Source organism: Pseudoxanthomonas sp. Soil82 (assembly GCF_040446535.1).
Classification (GTDB): domain Bacteria; phylum Pseudomonadota; class Gammaproteobacteria; order Xanthomonadales; family Xanthomonadaceae; genus Pseudoxanthomonas; species Pseudoxanthomonas kaohsiungensis.
Genome location: NZ_JBEAAK010000001.1, coordinates 137,100 through 153,928 on the forward strand (window position 1 = coordinate 137,100; position 16,829 = coordinate 153,928).

The 16,829-nt window shown below is 72.3% G+C and carries 15 protein-coding genes; 9 read left to right on the forward strand and 6 right to left on the reverse strand.

What is annotated here, in order from left to right; translation table 11 throughout:
* Positions 1–100: 100 nt before the first annotated feature.
* The 5 genes from ABKA19_RS00615 to def all read right to left on the reverse strand — a co-directional run bounded on the left by ABKA19_RS00615 (position 101) and on the right by def (position 6,146).
* The gene (locus ABKA19_RS00615) at positions 101–1,387 is read right to left on the reverse strand and encodes an O-antigen ligase family protein (RefSeq protein WP_353687194.1); all 1,287 of its coding nucleotides are present in this window, start codon (positions 1,385–1,387) and stop codon (positions 101–103) included.
* A 73-nt stretch (positions 1,388–1,460) separates the two neighbouring features.
* The gene (locus ABKA19_RS00620; protein WP_353687195.1) at positions 1,461–3,176 is read right to left on the reverse strand and encodes a glycosyltransferase family 39 protein; all 1,716 of its coding nucleotides are present in this window, start codon (positions 3,174–3,176) and stop codon (positions 1,461–1,463) included.
* Positions 3,177–3,225: 49 nt separating this feature from the next.
* Complete coding sequence (gene rsmB, locus ABKA19_RS00625; protein WP_353687196.1) at positions 3,226–4,590, reverse strand: 16S rRNA (cytosine(967)-C(5))-methyltransferase RsmB; 1,365 nt, start codon at positions 4,588–4,590, stop codon at positions 3,226–3,228.
* Between the two features lie 3 nt (positions 4,591–4,593).
* Positions 4,594–5,514 carry a methionyl-tRNA formyltransferase gene (gene fmt, locus ABKA19_RS00630; protein WP_353687197.1) on the reverse strand — a complete coding sequence of 307 codons (921 nt, stop codon included), beginning with the start codon at positions 5,512–5,514 and terminating at the stop codon, positions 4,594–4,596.
* Positions 5,515–5,633: 119 nt separating this feature from the next.
* On the reverse strand, positions 5,634–6,146 hold the full coding sequence (gene def / locus ABKA19_RS00635) for a peptide deformylase (protein WP_162376899.1): 513 nt from the start codon (positions 6,144–6,146) through the stop codon (positions 5,634–5,636).
* 132 nt (positions 6,147–6,278) lie between these two features.
* Here def and ABKA19_RS00640 point away from each other — a divergent pair, with 132 nt between their 5' ends.
* The 9 genes from ABKA19_RS00640 to ABKA19_RS00680 all read left to right on the forward strand — a co-directional run bounded on the left by ABKA19_RS00640 (position 6,279) and on the right by ABKA19_RS00680 (position 15,825).
* Positions 6,279–7,400, forward strand: coding sequence for a LysM peptidoglycan-binding domain-containing protein (locus ABKA19_RS00640; RefSeq protein ID WP_162376898.1), 1,122 nt, complete (start codon positions 6,279–6,281; stop codon positions 7,398–7,400).
* Between the two features lie 79 nt (positions 7,401–7,479).
* Complete coding sequence (gene dprA, locus ABKA19_RS00645) at positions 7,480–8,601, forward strand: DNA-processing protein DprA (RefSeq protein ID WP_353687198.1); 1,122 nt, start codon at positions 7,480–7,482, stop codon at positions 8,599–8,601.
* 77 nt (positions 8,602–8,678) lie between these two features.
* The gene (locus ABKA19_RS00650; protein ID WP_162376896.1) at positions 8,679–9,152 is read left to right on the forward strand and encodes a DUF494 family protein; all 474 of its coding nucleotides are present in this window, start codon (positions 8,679–8,681) and stop codon (positions 9,150–9,152) included.
* Positions 9,153–9,255: 103 nt separating this feature from the next.
* Positions 9,256–9,933 (forward strand): GYF domain-containing protein, encoded by a 678-nt coding sequence (locus ABKA19_RS00655; RefSeq protein ID WP_353687199.1) that lies wholly within the window; start codon positions 9,256–9,258, stop codon positions 9,931–9,933.
* A gap of 38 nt (positions 9,934–9,971) precedes the next feature.
* Positions 9,972–10,916 (forward strand): RDD family protein, encoded by a 945-nt coding sequence (locus tag ABKA19_RS00660; RefSeq protein WP_353687200.1) that lies wholly within the window; start codon positions 9,972–9,974, stop codon positions 10,914–10,916.
* Between the two features lie 193 nt (positions 10,917–11,109).
* Positions 11,110–13,620, forward strand: coding sequence for a DNA topoisomerase I (locus ABKA19_RS00665; protein WP_353687201.1), 2,511 nt, complete (start codon positions 11,110–11,112; stop codon positions 13,618–13,620).
* A 76-nt stretch (positions 13,621–13,696) separates the two neighbouring features.
* Positions 13,697–14,260, forward strand: coding sequence for an L-threonylcarbamoyladenylate synthase type 1 TsaC (gene tsaC, locus ABKA19_RS00670; protein WP_353687202.1), 564 nt, complete (start codon positions 13,697–13,699; stop codon positions 14,258–14,260).
* Positions 14,261–14,334: 74 nt separating this feature from the next.
* Positions 14,335–15,054, forward strand: coding sequence for a hypothetical protein (locus ABKA19_RS00675; protein ID WP_353687203.1), 720 nt, complete (start codon positions 14,335–14,337; stop codon positions 15,052–15,054).
* Positions 15,055–15,084: 30 nt separating this feature from the next.
* A complete protein-coding gene (locus ABKA19_RS00680) occupies positions 15,085–15,825 on the forward strand; it encodes a DUF4124 domain-containing protein (RefSeq protein ID WP_353687204.1) in 741 nt (246 codons plus the stop codon).
* Positions 15,826–15,939: 114 nt separating this feature from the next.
* Here the strand turns inward: ABKA19_RS00680 and ABKA19_RS00685 are convergent, their stop codons facing one another.
* The gene (locus tag ABKA19_RS00685; protein ID WP_353688010.1) at positions 15,940–16,737 is read right to left on the reverse strand and encodes a sulfite exporter TauE/SafE family protein; all 798 of its coding nucleotides are present in this window, start codon (positions 16,735–16,737) and stop codon (positions 15,940–15,942) included.
* Positions 16,738–16,829 lie beyond the last annotated feature (92 nt).

The window sequence follows — 16,829 nt, forward strand, 5'->3', positions numbered from 1 at the left end:
CCAAGGGCCGGCGTCTTTTTTTCCGCGACTCCCTGTCCGGCGCGGGCCGCGCATTCGCTCCCGTCGGCATGTCCGGCCGCCGCCGGACGCGCCCCTTCCGCTATCGCCGCGGCGCAGCCACCGGGGCGGAAGCGCCGCCGGGCTGGCGCCAGCGCGCCTCGCGCAGCGCCAGTCCCAGCAGCACGCCGCCGAAGGCGGCGTAGACGCTGGTCGTGGTCTGGTGGGCGAACATCGACTGGGTCAGGCCGCACAGGATGAATACCGTGACCAGCATCGCGCCGGCCGACGCGCAGCCTCGCAGCCGGCCCAGCCGCACGCCGCGGCGCAGGCGCAGGAACAGCCACAGCGGCACGCCGTAGAGCAGCAGCAGGGACAGCACCCCGGGCACGCCCATGGTCGCGGCCCACTCGGCCAGGTCGTTGTGCGCATGGCCGAGGTGGCAGCGCTTGACCTTGCGCCCGCTGTCGCCCTTGCACACCGGCAGGCTTTCCATCGCCCGGTCGAACTCGCCGAAGCCCACGCCGGTCCACGGCGCGGCGACAAAGGCGTCGGCCGCCACCTGCAGCCGCTCCAGGCGTGCGCCCGCCGAGGAGTTGTGGTCGCCCCGATCCATCCGCTCGATGTCCTGGCGCAGTTCGGACAGGCGCATCTGCTCGGTCAGGCTCGGCACCGAGACCAGCAGGACGATGCCCGCGGTCACCAGGCCGCCGAGCAGGACCGCGCGGCTGCGACGGCTGCGCCAGCCGCTGCCGAACACCAGCACGAGCAACAGCAGCAGCAGTCCCGGCCAGGGCCCGCGGGTGCCGCTCAGGAGGATGGCAAGCACGCCCAGGGCCAGGCCGAACGCGGACCAGTGCCAGCTGCGGGGCGGGCGGCAGAATACCGCCAGCACCATCAGCACCAGCACCACGTCGGCGAACACGATCTGGTTGAGCCAGCCGCCCGCGCGCGGAGCACCGGACAGCACCTGCACCAGCGCCAACGCCGCGGCCGCCAGCAGGCCGGCCAGGGCGCCGCGCCACAACATCACCCGTGGCGGGTCCAGCGCCCAGGCCCAGGCCATCGTCCACGGCAGCACCAACAGGCGGTCGCGGCCGTCGATGCCCTCGCTCGAATCCATCAGCTGGATCGACGCCAGCGCCACCAGCAATGGCACGACGCCGGCGACGGCCACCAGCATCCACGGCCAGCCGATCTGGCGCGTCGCCCGCGCCACCCGCAGCGGCACCAGCAGGGTCGAGGCCAGCAGCAGCAAGCCGAACGGCAACAGGCCCTTGGGAATGCTCAGCGTCAGCGCCGGCAGGCTCCACAGGCCCACCACGGCGCAAGCCGACGCCCAGCGCCAGCGCAAGTCCTTGGAGATGTCGTGCAGCCGCGCCTGGTCCATTGCCATCCCGCGCCGGATTGCGGCGCATGTTCCGGCCCAGTGCCGGAACAGGCGCTGAGCCGGCCCCGCATCCCTAGTCGATCCCGCGCCCCTGCTCGGCGGCGGCGCGCGCGCGCTCTTCCTCCGTCGCCACGCATTCCCCGTTCACCGCACCCGGGGGCACCAGCCACCAGCGCCGGCGGTTGGAGATGCCGGCCAGCTCGATCTTGTCGCGGTCGAGGCAGGCTTCCAGCGCGGCCTCCTGCACCAGCAGCCAGCGCCCCGGCGCCCGCGCCTGCCAGGCCACGCCGCGCTGGAGCTGCTGCTCCCACGGCACGTTGAAGCCGAAGTTCGCCGCTTCGCGGTCGGCCATCAGCAGGTTCTGCTCCTTCCAGGCCACCAGGCCGAGCTCGGCATCCGGACCGATCCGGCGCCCGGCATCGGCCATGACTCCGCGCGCCGAGCTGGCATCGTTGAGGACCGGGTATCCGACCAGGCTGAAGGCCACCCACAAGCCGGCCAGGCTCGCGAACAGCGCGGCCGCCACGCGGCGCCGGAAGGCCAGCATGCAGCCCAGCGCCCAGGCCCCGACCGCCAGCAGCATCCAGCCCAGGGCGCGGACTCCGTCCGGATCCAGCCCGCGCTGGTCGTGCATCCGGTCGACCAGGGAGCCGCTGCCGTGCAGCAGGACGCCGCCGCCGGCCAGGAACAGCAGCGCCAGCAGCGCGGTCAGCGCCAGCAGCAGCGCCTTGGCCCAGCCGCGGCGCAACAGGCCGGGTAGCAGCGGCGCCAGCGCCAGGCACATCATCGGCAACGCCGGCATGATGTAGACGTCGCGCTTGCCGTCGGGGATCGAGAAGAACACCACCACCATGGCCCACCAGGCCAGCGGAAGCAGGTAGCGCGCGTCGCGCCGCTTCAGCCGCCGCCACCACGCCGGCACCGCCCAGGGCAGTGCCAGCACCGGCGGGATCCACATCGTCAGCATCACGCCCAGGTGGTACCAGGCCGGCTGGTGATGGTCCCAGGACTGCGAGTAGCGCTTGGCGGTCTGCCGGAACAGGATGTCGTCCAGGTAGGCGCGGTATTCGGGCAGGTTCTTGGCCAGCGCCACGCTCACCACCGGCGCCAGCCACAGCGACACCGCGACCAGGAACCCGAGCGGACCCAGCCAGAACCGCGGATCCCGCGCATGCACCCTGACCCGCGGCCAGCCGCGCCAGGAGGCGATCGCCGCCGGCAGGATCATCAGCAGGGCGATCGCGCCGACACCCTTGGTGATCGTGCCCAGGCCCGCGGCGAACCAGCCCAGCGTCCACCAGCGCCAGTCCGGGCCGGCCAGCAGGTGGCGCAGCAGGCCGTAGTTGGCCAGGGTGATGAAAAAGGTGACCAGCGGGTCGATCTGCGCCTTCTTCGCCTGCCAGGTGAACTGGAACGCGAACAGCAGCGCCCATGCCGCGTACAGCCCGACCTTGCGCGTCCACAGCCGGCGCCCGAGGTCCTGCACGCACCACAGCGTGCCCAGCGCGGCCAGCAGCGACGGCAGCAGGAACGCCACGCGCCAGTTGCCGAACACGGTGTAGAACGCGGCCTGCAGCCACATCAGCATCGGCGGCTTGTCCGAATACAGCTCGATGCCCCGGTGCGGGAACAGCCAGTTGCCGCTCTCCACCATCTGCTTGGCCACCAGCGCGAAGCGCGGCTCGTCGGCCGGCCACGGATCGCGCAGGCCCAGGCCAGCGCCGAGCACGAGCAGGGCGGTGATCCAGAACAGCCAGGTGTCGCGGGTACGCGCGTCGAAGTTGGGCATGGGCGCCGATTGAGCCGGTGCGGTCACAACGGGCGATTCTAGCGGCCGCTCACTCGGCCTTGCGCAGTCGCGCATAGAAAAAGCCGTCCATGCCGTCCTCGCCGGGCAGGCGCTGGCGACCGGGCCCGGCACGATGGCCGAACGCGTCCGCCAACGGCACGGCGACGGCATCGGCGGTGCGGGCCAGGAACGCTTCCACCTGGCCGACGTTCTCCTCGGGCAGGATCGAACAGGTCGCGTAGAGCAGGATCCCGCCCGGGCGCAGCAGCGGCCAGGTCGCGTCCAGCAGGCGCGCCTGCGACTGGACCAGCGCCTCCAGGTCCTCCGGCCGCCGATGCAGCAGGATGTCCGGCTGCCGCCGCACCACCCCGGTGGCCGAACACGGCGCGTCGAGCAGGATCGCGTCGAAGGTGAACCCGTCCCACCACAGCGCCGGCAGGGTGGCATCGGCGGCGCGGACCTGGGCGCGGTCGGCCACGCCGGCGCGCCGCAGGGTGTCTTCCAGCCGTGGCAACCGGCGCGGATCGACCTCCAGCGCGAGCAGCTCCAGCGCCGGATCGCGCTCGAGCAGGTGCGCGGCCTTGCCGCCCGGCGCTGCGCAGGCATCGAGCACGCGCGCGCCGCGCTCCGGCGCCAGCGCGTCGGCGGCCTGCTGCGCCGAGCCGTCCTGGACCGCGACCAGGCCCTCGCCGAAACCGGGCAGGGCCGCCACCGGCACCGGCATGTCCAGCCGCAGCGCGTCGGCCAGCCGCGGCTCGATCGCCGCCGCCAGGCCGGCCTCCTGCAGGCGGGCGAGGTAGTCGTCGCGCGTGGTCCGCGCCCGGTTCACCCGCAGCCACATCGGCGCCGGCTGCGCGCTGGCGGCGAATACCGCGGCGGCATCGCCGGGCCAGGCATCCTCGATCCGTGCGCGCAGCCAGTCCGGCCAGGCGCCGGCCGGATCGGCGGGCGGAATGCCTTCGCGCTGCGCCCGCCGCAGCAGCGCATTGACCAGACCGGCCTGGTGCGGCCGGCCCAGCGCGCGGGCCGCCTCCACCGTGGCATCGAGCGCGGCATGCGCCGGCAGGTGCAGCGCGTCGAGCTGGGCGCAGCCGGCCAGCAGCAGCGCCAGCAGCGGGCCGTCGTTGGCGCCCGGGGGCTTCTGCAGCCAGCCGCGCAGCGCCGGCGCGTAACGGTAGCGGCCGCGCAACGCGGCGAAGGCGATCGCCTCCAGCAGCGCGCGGTCGCGGGAGTCGGGCAGGCGCGGCAGTGCCGCGGCGAGCTCGGACTTGAGCGAACGGCCGCGGTGGACGACGGCATCGAGCACCTGCGCGGCGAGCACGCGCACTTCCACGCCCGGTGCCAGCGGCCGCCGCTCGGACCTGGCGGGTTTGGCCGCCGGGGAACGTTGCGAAGGTGGGCGCGGTTGCGGCATGGGTCAGGCTCCGGCAAGGTCGCGACGGGCGTTGAGCCAGTCGGCCGCGGTGATCGCGCGGCCGCCCTCGCGCTGGACCACGCGCAGCCGCAACGCGCCGTCGCCGCAGGCGATGTCGATCCCTTCGCGCCCGGCCGCCAGCAGGGTGCCCGGTGCGGCCGCATGGCCGGTGTCCACCGCGATCGCGCCATGGATGCGCAGGCGTTCGCCGGCGACCACCGCTTCGGCCACCGGCCAGGGATTGAACGCGCGCACGGTGCGCGCCAGCTCGATCGCCGGCCGCGACCAGTCCAGCCGCGCCTCTGCCTTGTCGAGCTTGTGCGCGTAGGTCACGCCTTCCTCCGGCTGGATCCACGGCACCGGCAACAGCCCCGCGCGCAGCAACCCCAGGCCGTCTTCCAGCACCTGTGCGCCCATTTCCGCCAGCCGGTCGTGCAACTGGCCGCCGGTCTCGTCCGGGCCGATCGGCGTGGCCTGCTCCAGCAGCACCGGGCCGGTGTCCAACCCGGCTTCCATCCGCATCAGGCACACCCCGGTCTCGGCGTCGCCGGCCTGGATCGCGCGCTGGATCGGCGCGGCGCCGCGCCAGCGCGGCAGCAGCGAGGCGTGCACGTTCCAGCAGCCGTGGACCGGGATCTCCAGCACCTTGCGCGGCAGGATCAGGCCGTAGGCCACCACGACCATCAGGTCGGGGGCCAGGTCACGCAGTTCCTGCCGCGCCCGGACGTCACGCAGGGTCTCCGGCTGCAGGACTGGAATGCCGCGCGCCACCGCCTCCAGCTTGACCGGCGAGGCCGCCAGGCCGCGGCCGCGGCCGGCGGGGCGGTCGGGCTGGGTGTAGACGGCCACCACTTCGTTGTGGCGCGCGGCGGCACGCAGCGAGGGCACCGCGAAATCCGGGGTGCCGGCGAAGACGATCCTCATCGGGTCAGGAACTCCAGGGGCCGCGGGCGGAAGGCATCAGCCCCGGCCGCCGCGGACATGGCGGCGGCGGGCCGGGCGGGACACGGTGCGCAGGCCGGGGGCACGCGCGCCGCAGGGGATCAGGCCGCGTGCCTGCGCTGCTTGGCCAGCTTCTTGCGCACCATCTCTCGCTTGAGCGGCGAGAGGTAATCGACGAACAGCTTGCCTTCCAGATGGTCCATCTCGTGCTGGATGCAGACCGCCAGCAGGCCCTCGGTGGTGAGCTCCTGCTCGCGCGCCTGGCGGTCCAGGTAGCGCACGGTGATGCGGTTGGCGCGGGTCACGTCGGCGAAGATCCCCGGCACCGACAGGCAGCCTTCCTGGTAGACCTGGTCGCCGTCGCGGGCGGTGATCTCGGGGTTGATGAACACCATCGGCGCATCCTTGCCCTCGCTCACGTCGATCACCATGAAGCGCTGGTGGACGTCGACCTGGCTGGCGGCCAGGCCGATGCCGGGCGCCTCGTACATGGTCTCGAACATGTCGTCGAGCAGCTTCTGGAACTCGGGGGTGGCCACCTGCGCGGCGTCGACCGTCGCAGCGCGGGTACGCAGGCGCGGGTCGGGAAACTCGAGGATGGGCAGCAGGGCCATGGGCGGACTCCGGTGGGGGTGGCCGGGGCAAACCGGCCGGCCGTCGCAATTCTAGCGCGGAAGCTTGCGCAACGGCCTGAATTCTGGACTATAGTCCGCGAACCTGTTGGGGAATCAGGCGGGATCGCAACCATGCTCACACGCCTTCGGACGGTTCTTGCCGTCGCGATGCTGACTGTCGCCACCTATGCCGCCGCCGTCGAGTCGCGCGGCAGCCATCCTGACACCTATGTGGTGGTCCGGGGCGACACACTCTGGGATATCGCCGGCCGCTTCCTCGGCAAGCCCTGGCTCTGGCCGGAGATCTGGCAGGCCAATCCGCAGGTCGCCAACCCGCACCTGATCTTCCCGGGCGACGTCCTCAGCCTGGCCTACCTGGATCGCGTGGCGGTGCAGCCGGGTCCGCGCGAGGAGGCCCCGATCGGCGCGGTGCCGCTGTCGGAGATCGAGCCGTTCCTGAAGGACCTGCGCGTCACCGACGCCTTCGAGCACCTGCCCTACGTGGTCGGCTTCGAAGACAACCGCCTGCGCGGCAGCGCCGGCCAGCTGGCCTACGTGAAGGGGCTGGACACCGCCCAGGCCGGCCAGCGCTACATGGTCCTGCGCCCGACCGTGCGCTACGCCCTGCCGCGTCCGTTCCAGCAGCTGGAGGCCAACGGCAGCACCACGCCGCTCGATGGCGTGCTGTGGAGCCAGTACGTGCCGCCGAGCAGCCGCAACGAGTTCCTCGGTTTCGAGCTGTCCAAGGTCAACGTCGGCACCATCACCCGCGCCGCCGGCGCCAATGGTGCGCAGGTCGCCACGCTCAGCCTGGAAGACAGCGGCCACGAAGTGCGCGCCGGCGACCGCGTGGTTCCGGTCGAGGCCGCCGCCTACGACCTGCAGTTCTTCCCGCACCCGCCGGCCTCGCAACCGGCCGATGTCAGCGTGCTGGCCGTGGCCGTCGCCGGCACCGCCGGTGGCCCGCGCGACGTGATCGCGATTTCGGCCGGTCGCCTCGACGGCGTCGACAACGGCACGGTGTACTCGCTGTGGCGCCCGGGCCGCCACGTCAACGACAAGGTCACCGGCCCCCGTACCTCGCGCATGGACGACCAGTTCACCGGCAGCGGCAGCAGCGTCGCCCTGCCGGAGGAATACGCCGCGCACGCGATGGTGTTCCGCACCTTCGACAAGGTCAGCTACGCCTTGGTGATGGACGGCACCAAGCCGGTGCGGGTCGGCTTCCAGGCGCGCCATCCGGACGCGCAGTAAGCCGGTCGCGCAAGCGTCCTACAACGATCCGCGACGGCGCCCTAGGGCGCCGTCGCCGTTTCCGGGCCAGGCTCTGCGCATGCCAACGCCCGCACCCCCCGTCGATCCCCTGCCCCTGTTGCGGCTGATCCTGGCCGGCGGGCGCCGCGCTTCGCGCCATGCACTCCTGCGCTCGGGCGAGACCGGCGATGCGGGCCTGCAGGCGCGCATCGCCGGCGTGCCCGCGTCCGCCCTGGACCGTGCCCTGGCCTGGCTGGCCGGGCCGGGCCACCACCTGGTCGGCAGCGACGATCCCCGCTACCCGGCGCTGCTGCGACAGGCCCCGCACCCGCCGCTGGCGCTGTTCGTCGACGGCGACCCGGATGCGCTCTGGCAACCGGCGGTCGCGGTGGTCGGCAGCCGCAACGCGAGCGCGGCCGGCTGCGAGAACACCCGCCGCTTCGCCGGCGCCCTGTGCCGGGGCGGGCTGGCGATCACCAGCGGGCTGGCCGCGGGCATCGATGCGGCCGCGCACGAGGCGGCGCTGGCATGGTCGGGTGGCCGGACCGTGGCCGTGCTCGGCACCGGGGTCGACGTCGCCTACCCGCGCTACCACGCCGCCCTGCGCGAGCGCGTCGCAGCCAGCGGCGCGGTGGTCAGCGAGCATCCGCCGGGCACGCCGCCGCGCGCCGGCCATTTCCCCGGCCGCAACCGGATCGTCGCCGGGCTCTCGCTGGGCGTGCTCGTGGTCGAAGCCGCCGCCCGCTCGGGGGCCCTGATCACCGCGCGGCTGGCGGCCGAGGCCGGGCGCGAGGTATTCGCGATTCCCGGATCGATCCACCATCCGCTGTCGCGGGGCTGCCACCGGCTGATCCGCGAGGGCGCGCAGCTGGTCGAGGATCCGGCCGAGGTCCTGGCCGGGATCGCCCCGCTGGCCGGCCGGTTGGCCCTGTCGTACGGCACCGTGGACGACCCCGGACCGGTCGTGGACCCGACTCCTCCGGGAGCCGCGCGGTCGCTGCCGGCATCACCCACCGACCACGACAGATTGTGGGACGCCCTCGGTGCCGACCCCACCCCTATGGATATCCTTGCCGTCCGCACCGGATTGACGCCTGCGGCCCTGTCGGCCATGCTGCTGGCCATGGAACTGGATGGGCGGGTGGCGGTCGAACATGGCCGCTACGCACGCAGGTCCACGGGCGGCGGCGAAGCGGCCTGACACGGACGACCGGCCACCGCGCCGCGACCGTGGTTCCCCACCCCACGGCGCCCCCCACCGGGCGCAGGCCGAGGGCAATGAAAGAAAGCATCCTGGACGTCCTGCTCTACCTCTTCGAACACTACATCGGCGACGATGCGGACACCCTCCGCGACCGCGATCCACTGCACGACGGGCTGATCGAAGCCGGCTTCAGCCCCGCGGAGATCAGCAAGGCCTTCGACTGGCTCGACGGACTGGCGCAGCAGCGCCTGGCCGGCGGCGAAGCGCGGGTCGACGGCCCGGTGCGCGTCTACCACGGCCCGGAACTTGACCGCCTGGACGTCGATTGCCGCGGCTTCCTGCTGTTCCTCGAACAGCAGGGCGTGCTCGACGCCGGCCAGCGCGAACTGGTGCTGGACCGGGCGATGGCCCTGGACCAGGACGAGATCGACCTGGACGACCTGAAGTGGGTGGTGCTGATGGTGTTGTTCAATCAGCCCGGCGCCGAAGCGGCGTATGCCTGGCTGGAGACCCAGATGTTCGGCGAGGAACCCGAGCCGGTGCATTGAGCGGCGAGGCCTGACACGTGTACCGACGGGAAGCCGGCGCAAGCCGGCTTCCGTGCGCAGGGGCCATGCGGCACACTGGACGCGCAAGCCACGGGGAAAATCCATGAGCGACTGGTATTACGCCACTGCCAGCGGGCAGCGGCACGGACCGCTGCCGGCCGCTGAACTGCGCGCGCTGGCCGCGGGCGGCACGATCGGCGCCCACACCCTGGTCTGGCGCGAGGGCATGGCCCAGTGGCGCCCCCTCCAGGAATTCGCCGCCGAGCTGGAGCTGCCGGCGCTGCCGCCGCCGCTGCCCGCCGCCATGGCCGCGACGACGGTGGCGACGCCGCGGCCCAGCGGCCTGTCCGGCTGCGCGATCGCCGCGCTGGTCGCGGTGGCGGGGATCTTCCTGGTGGCGGTGCTGGGCATCCTCGCCGCGATCGCGCTGCCGGCCTACCAGGACTACACCCTGCGCGCGCAGGCCACCGCGGCCATCAGCCAGGCGCAGGCGCTGCAGCCGCAGGTCGTCGAATTCCTCGACGCCCAGGGCCGTTGCCCGACCAATGACGACACCGGTTTCGACGACCCCGCGCGGTATACCCAGGGCGCACTGGCGGACGTCACCTTCGGCGAGTTCGAGGGCAGCGACCTGTGCGGGCTGCAGGCGACCCTGGCCACGCCCGGCAAGCCCGCGCTCGACGGGCAACGGATCTGGCTCGAATACGACCCCGCCAGCAGCACCTGGCAGTGCAGCTCCGAGATCGAGGACAAGCACCTGCCCGCCTTCTGCCGCGGTTGAACCGCGGCCATGGAATCCGACAGCGAGGAACGCAACGCATGACCGAGTGGTATTACGCCGACCGCCAGCGCCGGCAGATCGGCCCCCAGAGCGCCGAGGCATTGGCCCAGCGCTTCCGCGCCGGCGAGATCGACGCCGCGACCCTGGTCTGGCGCGACGGCCTGCCGGCGTGGCAGCCGCTGGGGTCGCTGCGCGGCGAACTGGGCCTGGACGAGGCGCCGGCGACGCTGGACTTCCGGGTCGAACCCACCCTGGGCCCCGCGGGCGACGTGCCGGCGGAAATGCTGGCGACCGCGGCCGGCGCCTACAGCCCCTACGCGGCGCCGGCCACCGGTTTCGACAGTCACGCCGGCCCGGCCCCGGTCCACGGTGGCGACGTGGTGATGGGCGGACTCTGGCGCCGCGTCGCGGCCAGCTTCCTCGATGGCATCGTTACCGCGATCCTCACCTACGCGCTGCTGATCCCGCTGATGCTGCTGTTCGGCCTGAGCCTGTCGAGCCTGGCCCAGAACGAGCTGGCCGGCGCGGGCGCCAGCGTGACCTTCATGCTGCTCTACTACGGCATCAGCCTGGGCCTGCCGGCGCTGTACTTCGCCTGGATGCACTCGTCCGGCACCCAGGCCAGCCTCGGCAAGATGGCCGTGGGCGTGAAGGTGGTGCGCACCAGCGGCGAGCCGGTGGGCTTCTGGCGCGCGCTGCTGCGGTACGTGGCGTACTTCCTGTTCGTGCTGATGACCTGCGGCATCGGCGTCCTGATCTCCGGCCTGATGGTGGCCTTCACCGAGCGCAAGCAGGCCCTGCACGACATGCTCTGCGACACCCTGGTGGTCGACAAGTGGGCCTTCACCGACCGCCCGGAGTGGCAGGAACGCGGCCTCGGCACGGTCACCGTGGTCATCCTCGTGCTGTTCGGCCTGTTCATCGCCGGCGCGCTGGCGGTGGGCCTGGCCATGGTCGGCCTGATTTCCTCGATGAAGGGGTAGGCCGGGACGGGGGCCGGGCGCGGCCGGCTTGACACGGCCGGCCGCGGCGTGATTCACGTATAAAAAGGACAGCGACCGCGCCCGGGGGACCTCCCCCGGGCGTCGGCTTCTCTGGCGGACGCTCCTTCACACGACGCTCACCGCCCGCATCCGGTCCCGGAAGGACCGCCGCCGTACCCCCCAGAATGCCGCCATGCCCAAGCACCTGCTCATCGTCGAGTCGCCCGCCAAGGCCAAGACGATCAACAAATACCTCGGCAAGGACTTCACCGTCCTGGCCTCCTATGGCCATGTCCGCGACCTGGTGCCGAAGGAGGGCGCGGTCGACCCCGAGCGCGGCTTCGCCATGCGCTACGACCTGATCGAGAAGAACGAGAAGCACGTCGAGGCCATCGCCAGGGCCGCCAAGGGCGCCGACGACATCTGGCTGGCGACCGACCCGGACCGCGAGGGCGAGGCGATCAGCTGGCACATCGCCGAGATCCTGCGCGAGCGCGGGCTCGACAAGCCGATGCACCGGGTGGTGTTCACCGAGATCACCCCGCGCGCGATCAAGGAGGCGATGACCCAGCCGCGTTCGATCGCCGGCGACCTGGTCGACGCCCAGCAGGCGCGCCGCGCGCTGGACTACCTGGTCGGCTTCAACCTCTCGCCGGTGCTGTGGCGCAAGGTGCAGCCGGGACTGTCCGCCGGCCGGGTGCAATCGCCGGCGCTGCGCATGATCGTCGAGCGCGAGGAGGAGATCGAGGCGTTCAAGGCGCGCGAATACTGGAGCATCGGCGCCGAGCTGGCGCACGCCTCGCAGCCGTTCACCGCCAAGCTGGTCAAGCTGGACGGGCAGAAGTTCGAGCAGTTCACCATCACCGACGGCGAGACGGCCGAGGCAGCACGCCTGCGCCTGCAGCAGGCCGCCGCCGGCGCGCTGCACGTCACCGACGTGGCCAGCAAGGAGCGCAAGCGCCGCCCGGCCCCGCCGTTCACGACTTCCACGCTGCAGCAGGAAGCGTCGCGCAAGCTCGGCTTCACCACGCGCAAGACCATGCAGGTCGCGCAGAAGCTGTACGAAGGCGTGAACCTGGGCGACGAGGGCACCGTCGGCCTGATCAGCTACATGCGTACCGACTCGGTCAACCTGTCGCAGGAGGCGCTGGCCGAGATCCGCGACGTGATCGCGCGCGACTACGGCACCGCCTCGGTGCCGGACAAGCCCAACACCTACCAGACCAAGTCCAAGAACGCCCAGGAAGCGCACGAAGCGGTGCGCCCGACCTCCGCGCTGCGCACGCCGGCGCAGGTCTCGCGCTTCCTCACCGACGACGAGCGCAAGCTCTACGAACTGGTGTGGAAGCGCGCGGTCGCCAGCCAGATGGTCCCGGCCACGCTCAACACCGTCTCGGTCGACCTGGCCGCCGGCAGCGAGCACGTGTTCCGCGCCAGCGGCACCACCGTGGTATTCCCCGGCTTCCTGGCGGTGTACGAGGAAGGCAAGGACAGCAAAGCCGCCGAGGACGAGGACGAGGGACGCAAGCTGCCGCCGCTCAAGCCGGGCGAGCGCGTGCCGCTGGACCGTATCCACGCCGACCAGCACTTCACCCAGCCGCCGCCGCGCTTCACCGAAGCGGCGCTCGTCAAGGCGCTGGAGGAGTACGGCATCGGCCGGCCTTCGACCTACGCCTCGATCATCCAGACCCTGCTGTTCCGCAAGTACGCCGAGATGGAGGGCCGCGCGTTCAAGCCCACCGACGTGGGCCGCGCGGTCAGCAAGTTCCTGTCCGGCCACTTCACCCGCTACGTGGACTACGACTTCACCGCCAGGCTCGAGGACGAGCTCGACGCCGTCTCCCGCGGCGAGGAGGAGTGGGTTCCGCTGATGGAGAAGTTCTGGGCTCCGTTCAAGGAACTGGTCGAGGACAAGAAGGAATCGCTGGACCGCACCGACGCCGGCAGCTCGCGCTCGCTTGGCACCGATCCCAAGAGCGGCAAGGAGGTCAGCGCGCGCATCGGCCGCTTCGGGCCGATGGTGCAGATCGGCACGGTCGATGACGAGGAGAAGCCGAAGTTCGCCTCGCTGCAGCCGGGCCAGAGCATCTACTCGATCTCGCTGGAGGATGCGCTGAAGCTGTTCGACATGCCGCGGCAGCTGGGCGAGAGCAACGGCGAGCAGGTCAGCGTCGGCATCGGCCGCTTCGGCCCGTTCGCCAAGCGCGGCAGCACCTACGCGTCGCTCAAGAAGGAGGACGATCCGTACAAGATCGACCTGGCGCGCGCGGTGTTCCTGGTCGAGGAGAAGGAGGAGATCGCGCGCAACCGCGTGATCAAGGAGTTCCCCGGCAGCGACATCCAGGTGCTCAACGGGCGCTTCGGCCCGTACCTGAGCGACGGCAAGCTCAACGGCAAGATCCCCAAGGACCGCGAGCCATCGTCGCTGAGCCTGGCCGAAGTGCAGAAGCTGATGGAGGAGACCGGCAAGCCGGCCCGCCGCGGTTTCGGCGCGAAGAAGGCGGTGGCCAAGAAGGCCGCGGCGAAGAAGGCGACCAAGGCCGTGGCCAAGGAAGCCGCACCGGCCAAGGCTGCGGCCAGGAAGGCACCCGCCAAGAAGGCGACGAAGAAGGCCGCGAAGAAGACGGCTGCCAAGAAGGCTCCAGCCAGGAAGGCAGCCAAGTCCGCCGCCCGTGGCAGTGCCGACGACGCCCCGCCGTTCTGAGACCCGCCGTTCTGGGACTGCGATCACCCGCGGTCTTCATCCCGTGCCATCAAACCCACGGCTAAGATCGCCCGCCATGGCCCGCACACTCGCCATCGACGAAGCCGCCCCGTTGTTGCAACGGGGCGGCGTGCTCGCCTACCCGACCGAGGCGGTCTGGGGCCTGGGCTGCGACCCGGACAACGAGGCTGCAGTGCTGCGCCTGCTGGAGCTCAAGCAGCGTCCGGTCGACAAGGGCCTGATCCTGGTCGCCGCGCACCTGGACCCGCTGCGGCGCTGGCTCGACCTGCCCGCGCTGCCGCCCGATCGCCTGGCCGTGGTACTGGCCAGCTGGCCCGGCCCGCATACCTGGGTGATGCCTGCCGCGGCCGACGCCCCGGCATGGATCACCGGCGGGCGCGACAGCATCGCCGTGCGCATCAGTGCCCATCCGGTGGTGACCGCGCTGTGCGAAGGGTTCGGCGGCGCCCTGGTGTCCACCAGCGCCAACCGTGGCGGCGAACCGCCCGCCTACGCACGCGGCGAACTGGATCCGCTGCTGGACGATGCGATCGACGGCATCGTCGCGGGCGAAACCGGTGGACTGGCCCAGCCCACCCCGATCCGCGTGGCCCTGGATGGCAGCGTGCTGCGGTTCTGAGCGACTGGCCGCCGCGACCGGCGACGCATGGCGCGCTAGGATGGCGTCCTCGCCATGCCGCCCGTAGGAGTGACATGCGACGCCTTGGCATCATCGCGCCGCTGCTGGCTGCACTGCTGACGCCGTCGGCCGCCATCGCCCAGGCACCGGCCGCGAGCGGCGTGACCGTCTATCGCTGCACCGACAGCAAGGGCCAGCTGGTCGCGCTGCGCGACTCGCCGTGCCGCAGCGGCGAACGCCAGGAAGTGGTGCGGATGCAGCGCCCGCAGGATCCGCCGCCGCGTACCGCATCCACCGCCGCGGCGCCCGCGCCGCCGGCGGCCGATCCGCTGCCGCGCGAGGTGCGCGTGGTCACCGTGCAGGCACCGCGTCCGATGTACGAGTGCACCGCGCCGGATGGCACGACCTACACCAGCGACAGCGACCAAGGAAACCAGCGCTGGGTGCCGCTGTGGACACTGGGCTATCCGGTCGGGCCCGGCCCACGACCCCCGCCGCGACCACCCTTGCCGCCCGTCCGTCCCGCGTCGGCGCCCACGACATCGCCCTTGCCGGCCCATGGCCCTGGCCACGGCCCGCGTCCGCCACTGCCGGGCGTGGTCGTGCCCGGTGGCACCTGGGTGCGTGACCCCTGCATCCGCCTGTCGCAGGACGAGGTGTGCGCGCGGCTCTCCGATCGCCGCTACGAGATCCTCCGCGTCTACCATGCGGCCATGCCCAGCCAGCGCACGGAACTGGATCGCGAACAGCGCCAGATCGATGCGCACCTGGCCGACCACTGCCCCGGCTACTGACCACCGATGCCTGGTTCCGCTGCTTCCCGCTTGCTCCGCCCCCTGGCCGCACTGCTGGCCTGCCTGCTGCACGCGTCACCCGTTGCCGCGCAGCCGGTGACGATCTACCGCTGCACCGATGCCGCCGGCGTCCTCACCGTGCAGAACAAGCCATGCCCGGCCGGCAGCACCCAGCGCGAGCAGCAGATGCAGGGTGTGCCCAGCTCCCTCTCCGGCGCCAACGCCCCGCCAGCCTCGACAACGGCGCCCGCGGCGGCGGCGCCCGCGAACGCACCGCAGCCCGAGGACACGCCCATCTTCCTGTCCGCTCCGGCCCAGGCAGCCCCGCCCCAGGCCGGCGCCGGCCGCGAGTTCGTCACCACCAGCACCGGCCCCGAACCACGCATCCTCGACAGCGCGAACCTGCCACGCATGCCGGCGGCGGACACCGCGCCACCCGACCCGGACCGCCCGCCCCCGCCGCCACTGTTCCGTTGCGCGACCTACGACAACGACAGTTACCTGTCCGAGGAACAGGAGGTGCCGCCGCGCTGCCTGCCGCTGCGCACGGTGGGCCTGGACGGCAATCCGGCCGCAGGCGCCGGACGCGCCTGCGAGGTGGTGCGCGACCAGTGCTCGCGCGTGCCCGACGGCGCCACCTGCGACGCCTGGCGGCGCTACGCGCGCGAAGCCGAAACGCGCTGGCGCTTCGCCCATCCCGACAACGTGGAGAAGCGGCAGGCCGAGTACGACCGCCTGGCGAAGATCGTCAGCACCAGCTGCGGCGGCTGATCCCGTGTGCGCTACCGCGGAAGCCGGCCCGCCGCGACCGTGCATGCGCGATGGCGGCGGCGCGCGGCGCCGATCGACCGCCTCCTGTGACCACGACGGGCGCGGCGGGCGCCGTCAGCCCGACCACGGCACGGTCAGCCCGACCAGCAACAGGAACAGCGCGAACACCTTGCGCAGGGCCTCGCCGCTGAGCCGGTGCGCCAGGCGCGTGCCCCACGGCGCCGACAGCACCGACGCCACCGCCACGCCGATCGCGGCGGGCAGGTACACGTAGCCGATCGCGTGAGCCGGCAGCGCACCGGCCGGCGCATGCATCGCATAGCCCAGCGCGGACGACAGGCCGATCGCGACGCCGCAAGCGCTGGAAGTGCCGACCGCGCGCACCGGCTTCACTCCGCGCCACACCAGCAACGGCACGGTCATGCTGCCGCCACCGATGCCGACCACCGCCGACAGCGCGCCGATCCCGCCGCCGGCCAGGCTCATCGGCCAGCCGCGCGGGGCCGCGACCTCGGTGCCGTCGGCCGGCGCACGGGTGCGGCCGAAACCGATCTGCCAGGCGGCGACCAGGCAGTAGACCGCCACGATCCAGCGCAGCACGCCATCGTCCAGCGCGACCGCCAGCCCGCTGCCGAGCCAGGCGCCGAGCAGCAGTCCAGGCACCATCCAGGCCACCGTCGGCCAGAGCACGCTGCCGCGACGGGCATGCGCCCGCGCGGAGGAGGCTGCAGTGAGGACGATGCTGGCCAGCGAACTGGCCAGGGCCGCGTGCATCGCCGCGTCCTGCGGCACGCCGAACAGCGGCAGCAGCCAGGCCAGTGCGGCGACCAGCACCAGGCCACCGCCGATGCCGAGCAGGCCGGCGAGGATGCCGGCGACCACGCCAAGCAACGGGAACAGCAGGAACATCATCGGCGACAAGGCTGCGACTCCAGGCGGGCGCCACGGGGCCGGACGAGCAGCGTGCCGGTGGGGCGTCGCGTCATCACGGCCATTCAGGCGCG

Bases quoted from the DNA above. Each gene is read 5' to 3' on its own strand.
- ABKA19_RS00655 (WP_353687199.1), top strand. From the start codon at position 9,256: ATGAGCGACTGGTATTACGCCACTGCCAGCGGGCAGCGGCACGGACCG.
- rsmB (WP_353687196.1), bottom strand. From the start codon at position 4,590: ATGCCGCAACCGCGCCCACCTTCGCAACGTTCCCCGGCGGCCAAACCC.
- ABKA19_RS00660 (WP_353687200.1), top strand. From the start codon at position 9,972: ATGACCGAGTGGTATTACGCCGACCGCCAGCGCCGGCAGATCGGCCCC.
- fmt (WP_353687197.1), bottom strand. From the start codon at position 5,514: ATGAGGATCGTCTTCGCCGGCACCCCGGATTTCGCGGTGCCCTCGCTG.
- ABKA19_RS00685 (WP_353688010.1), bottom strand. From the start codon at position 16,737: ATGATGTTCCTGCTGTTCCCGTTGCTTGGCGTGGTCGCCGGCATCCTC.
- ABKA19_RS00620 (WP_353687195.1), bottom strand. From the start codon at position 3,176: ATGCCCAACTTCGACGCGCGTACCCGCGACACCTGGCTGTTCTGGATC.
- ABKA19_RS00675 (WP_353687203.1), top strand. From the start codon at position 14,335: ATGCGACGCCTTGGCATCATCGCGCCGCTGCTGGCTGCACTGCTGACG.
- tsaC (WP_353687202.1), top strand. From the start codon at position 13,697: ATGGCCCGCACACTCGCCATCGACGAAGCCGCCCCGTTGTTGCAACGG.
- ABKA19_RS00650 (WP_162376896.1), top strand. From the start codon at position 8,679: ATGAAAGAAAGCATCCTGGACGTCCTGCTCTACCTCTTCGAACACTAC.
- dprA (WP_353687198.1), top strand. From the start codon at position 7,480: ATGCCAACGCCCGCACCCCCCGTCGATCCCCTGCCCCTGTTGCGGCTG.
- ABKA19_RS00640 (WP_162376898.1), top strand. From the start codon at position 6,279: ATGCTCACACGCCTTCGGACGGTTCTTGCCGTCGCGATGCTGACTGTC.
- ABKA19_RS00615 (WP_353687194.1), bottom strand. From the start codon at position 1,387: ATGGACCAGGCGCGGCTGCACGACATCTCCAAGGACTTGCGCTGGCGC.
- ABKA19_RS00665 (WP_353687201.1), top strand. From the start codon at position 11,110: ATGCCCAAGCACCTGCTCATCGTCGAGTCGCCCGCCAAGGCCAAGACG.
- def (WP_162376899.1), bottom strand. From the start codon at position 6,146: ATGGCCCTGCTGCCCATCCTCGAGTTTCCCGACCCGCGCCTGCGTACC.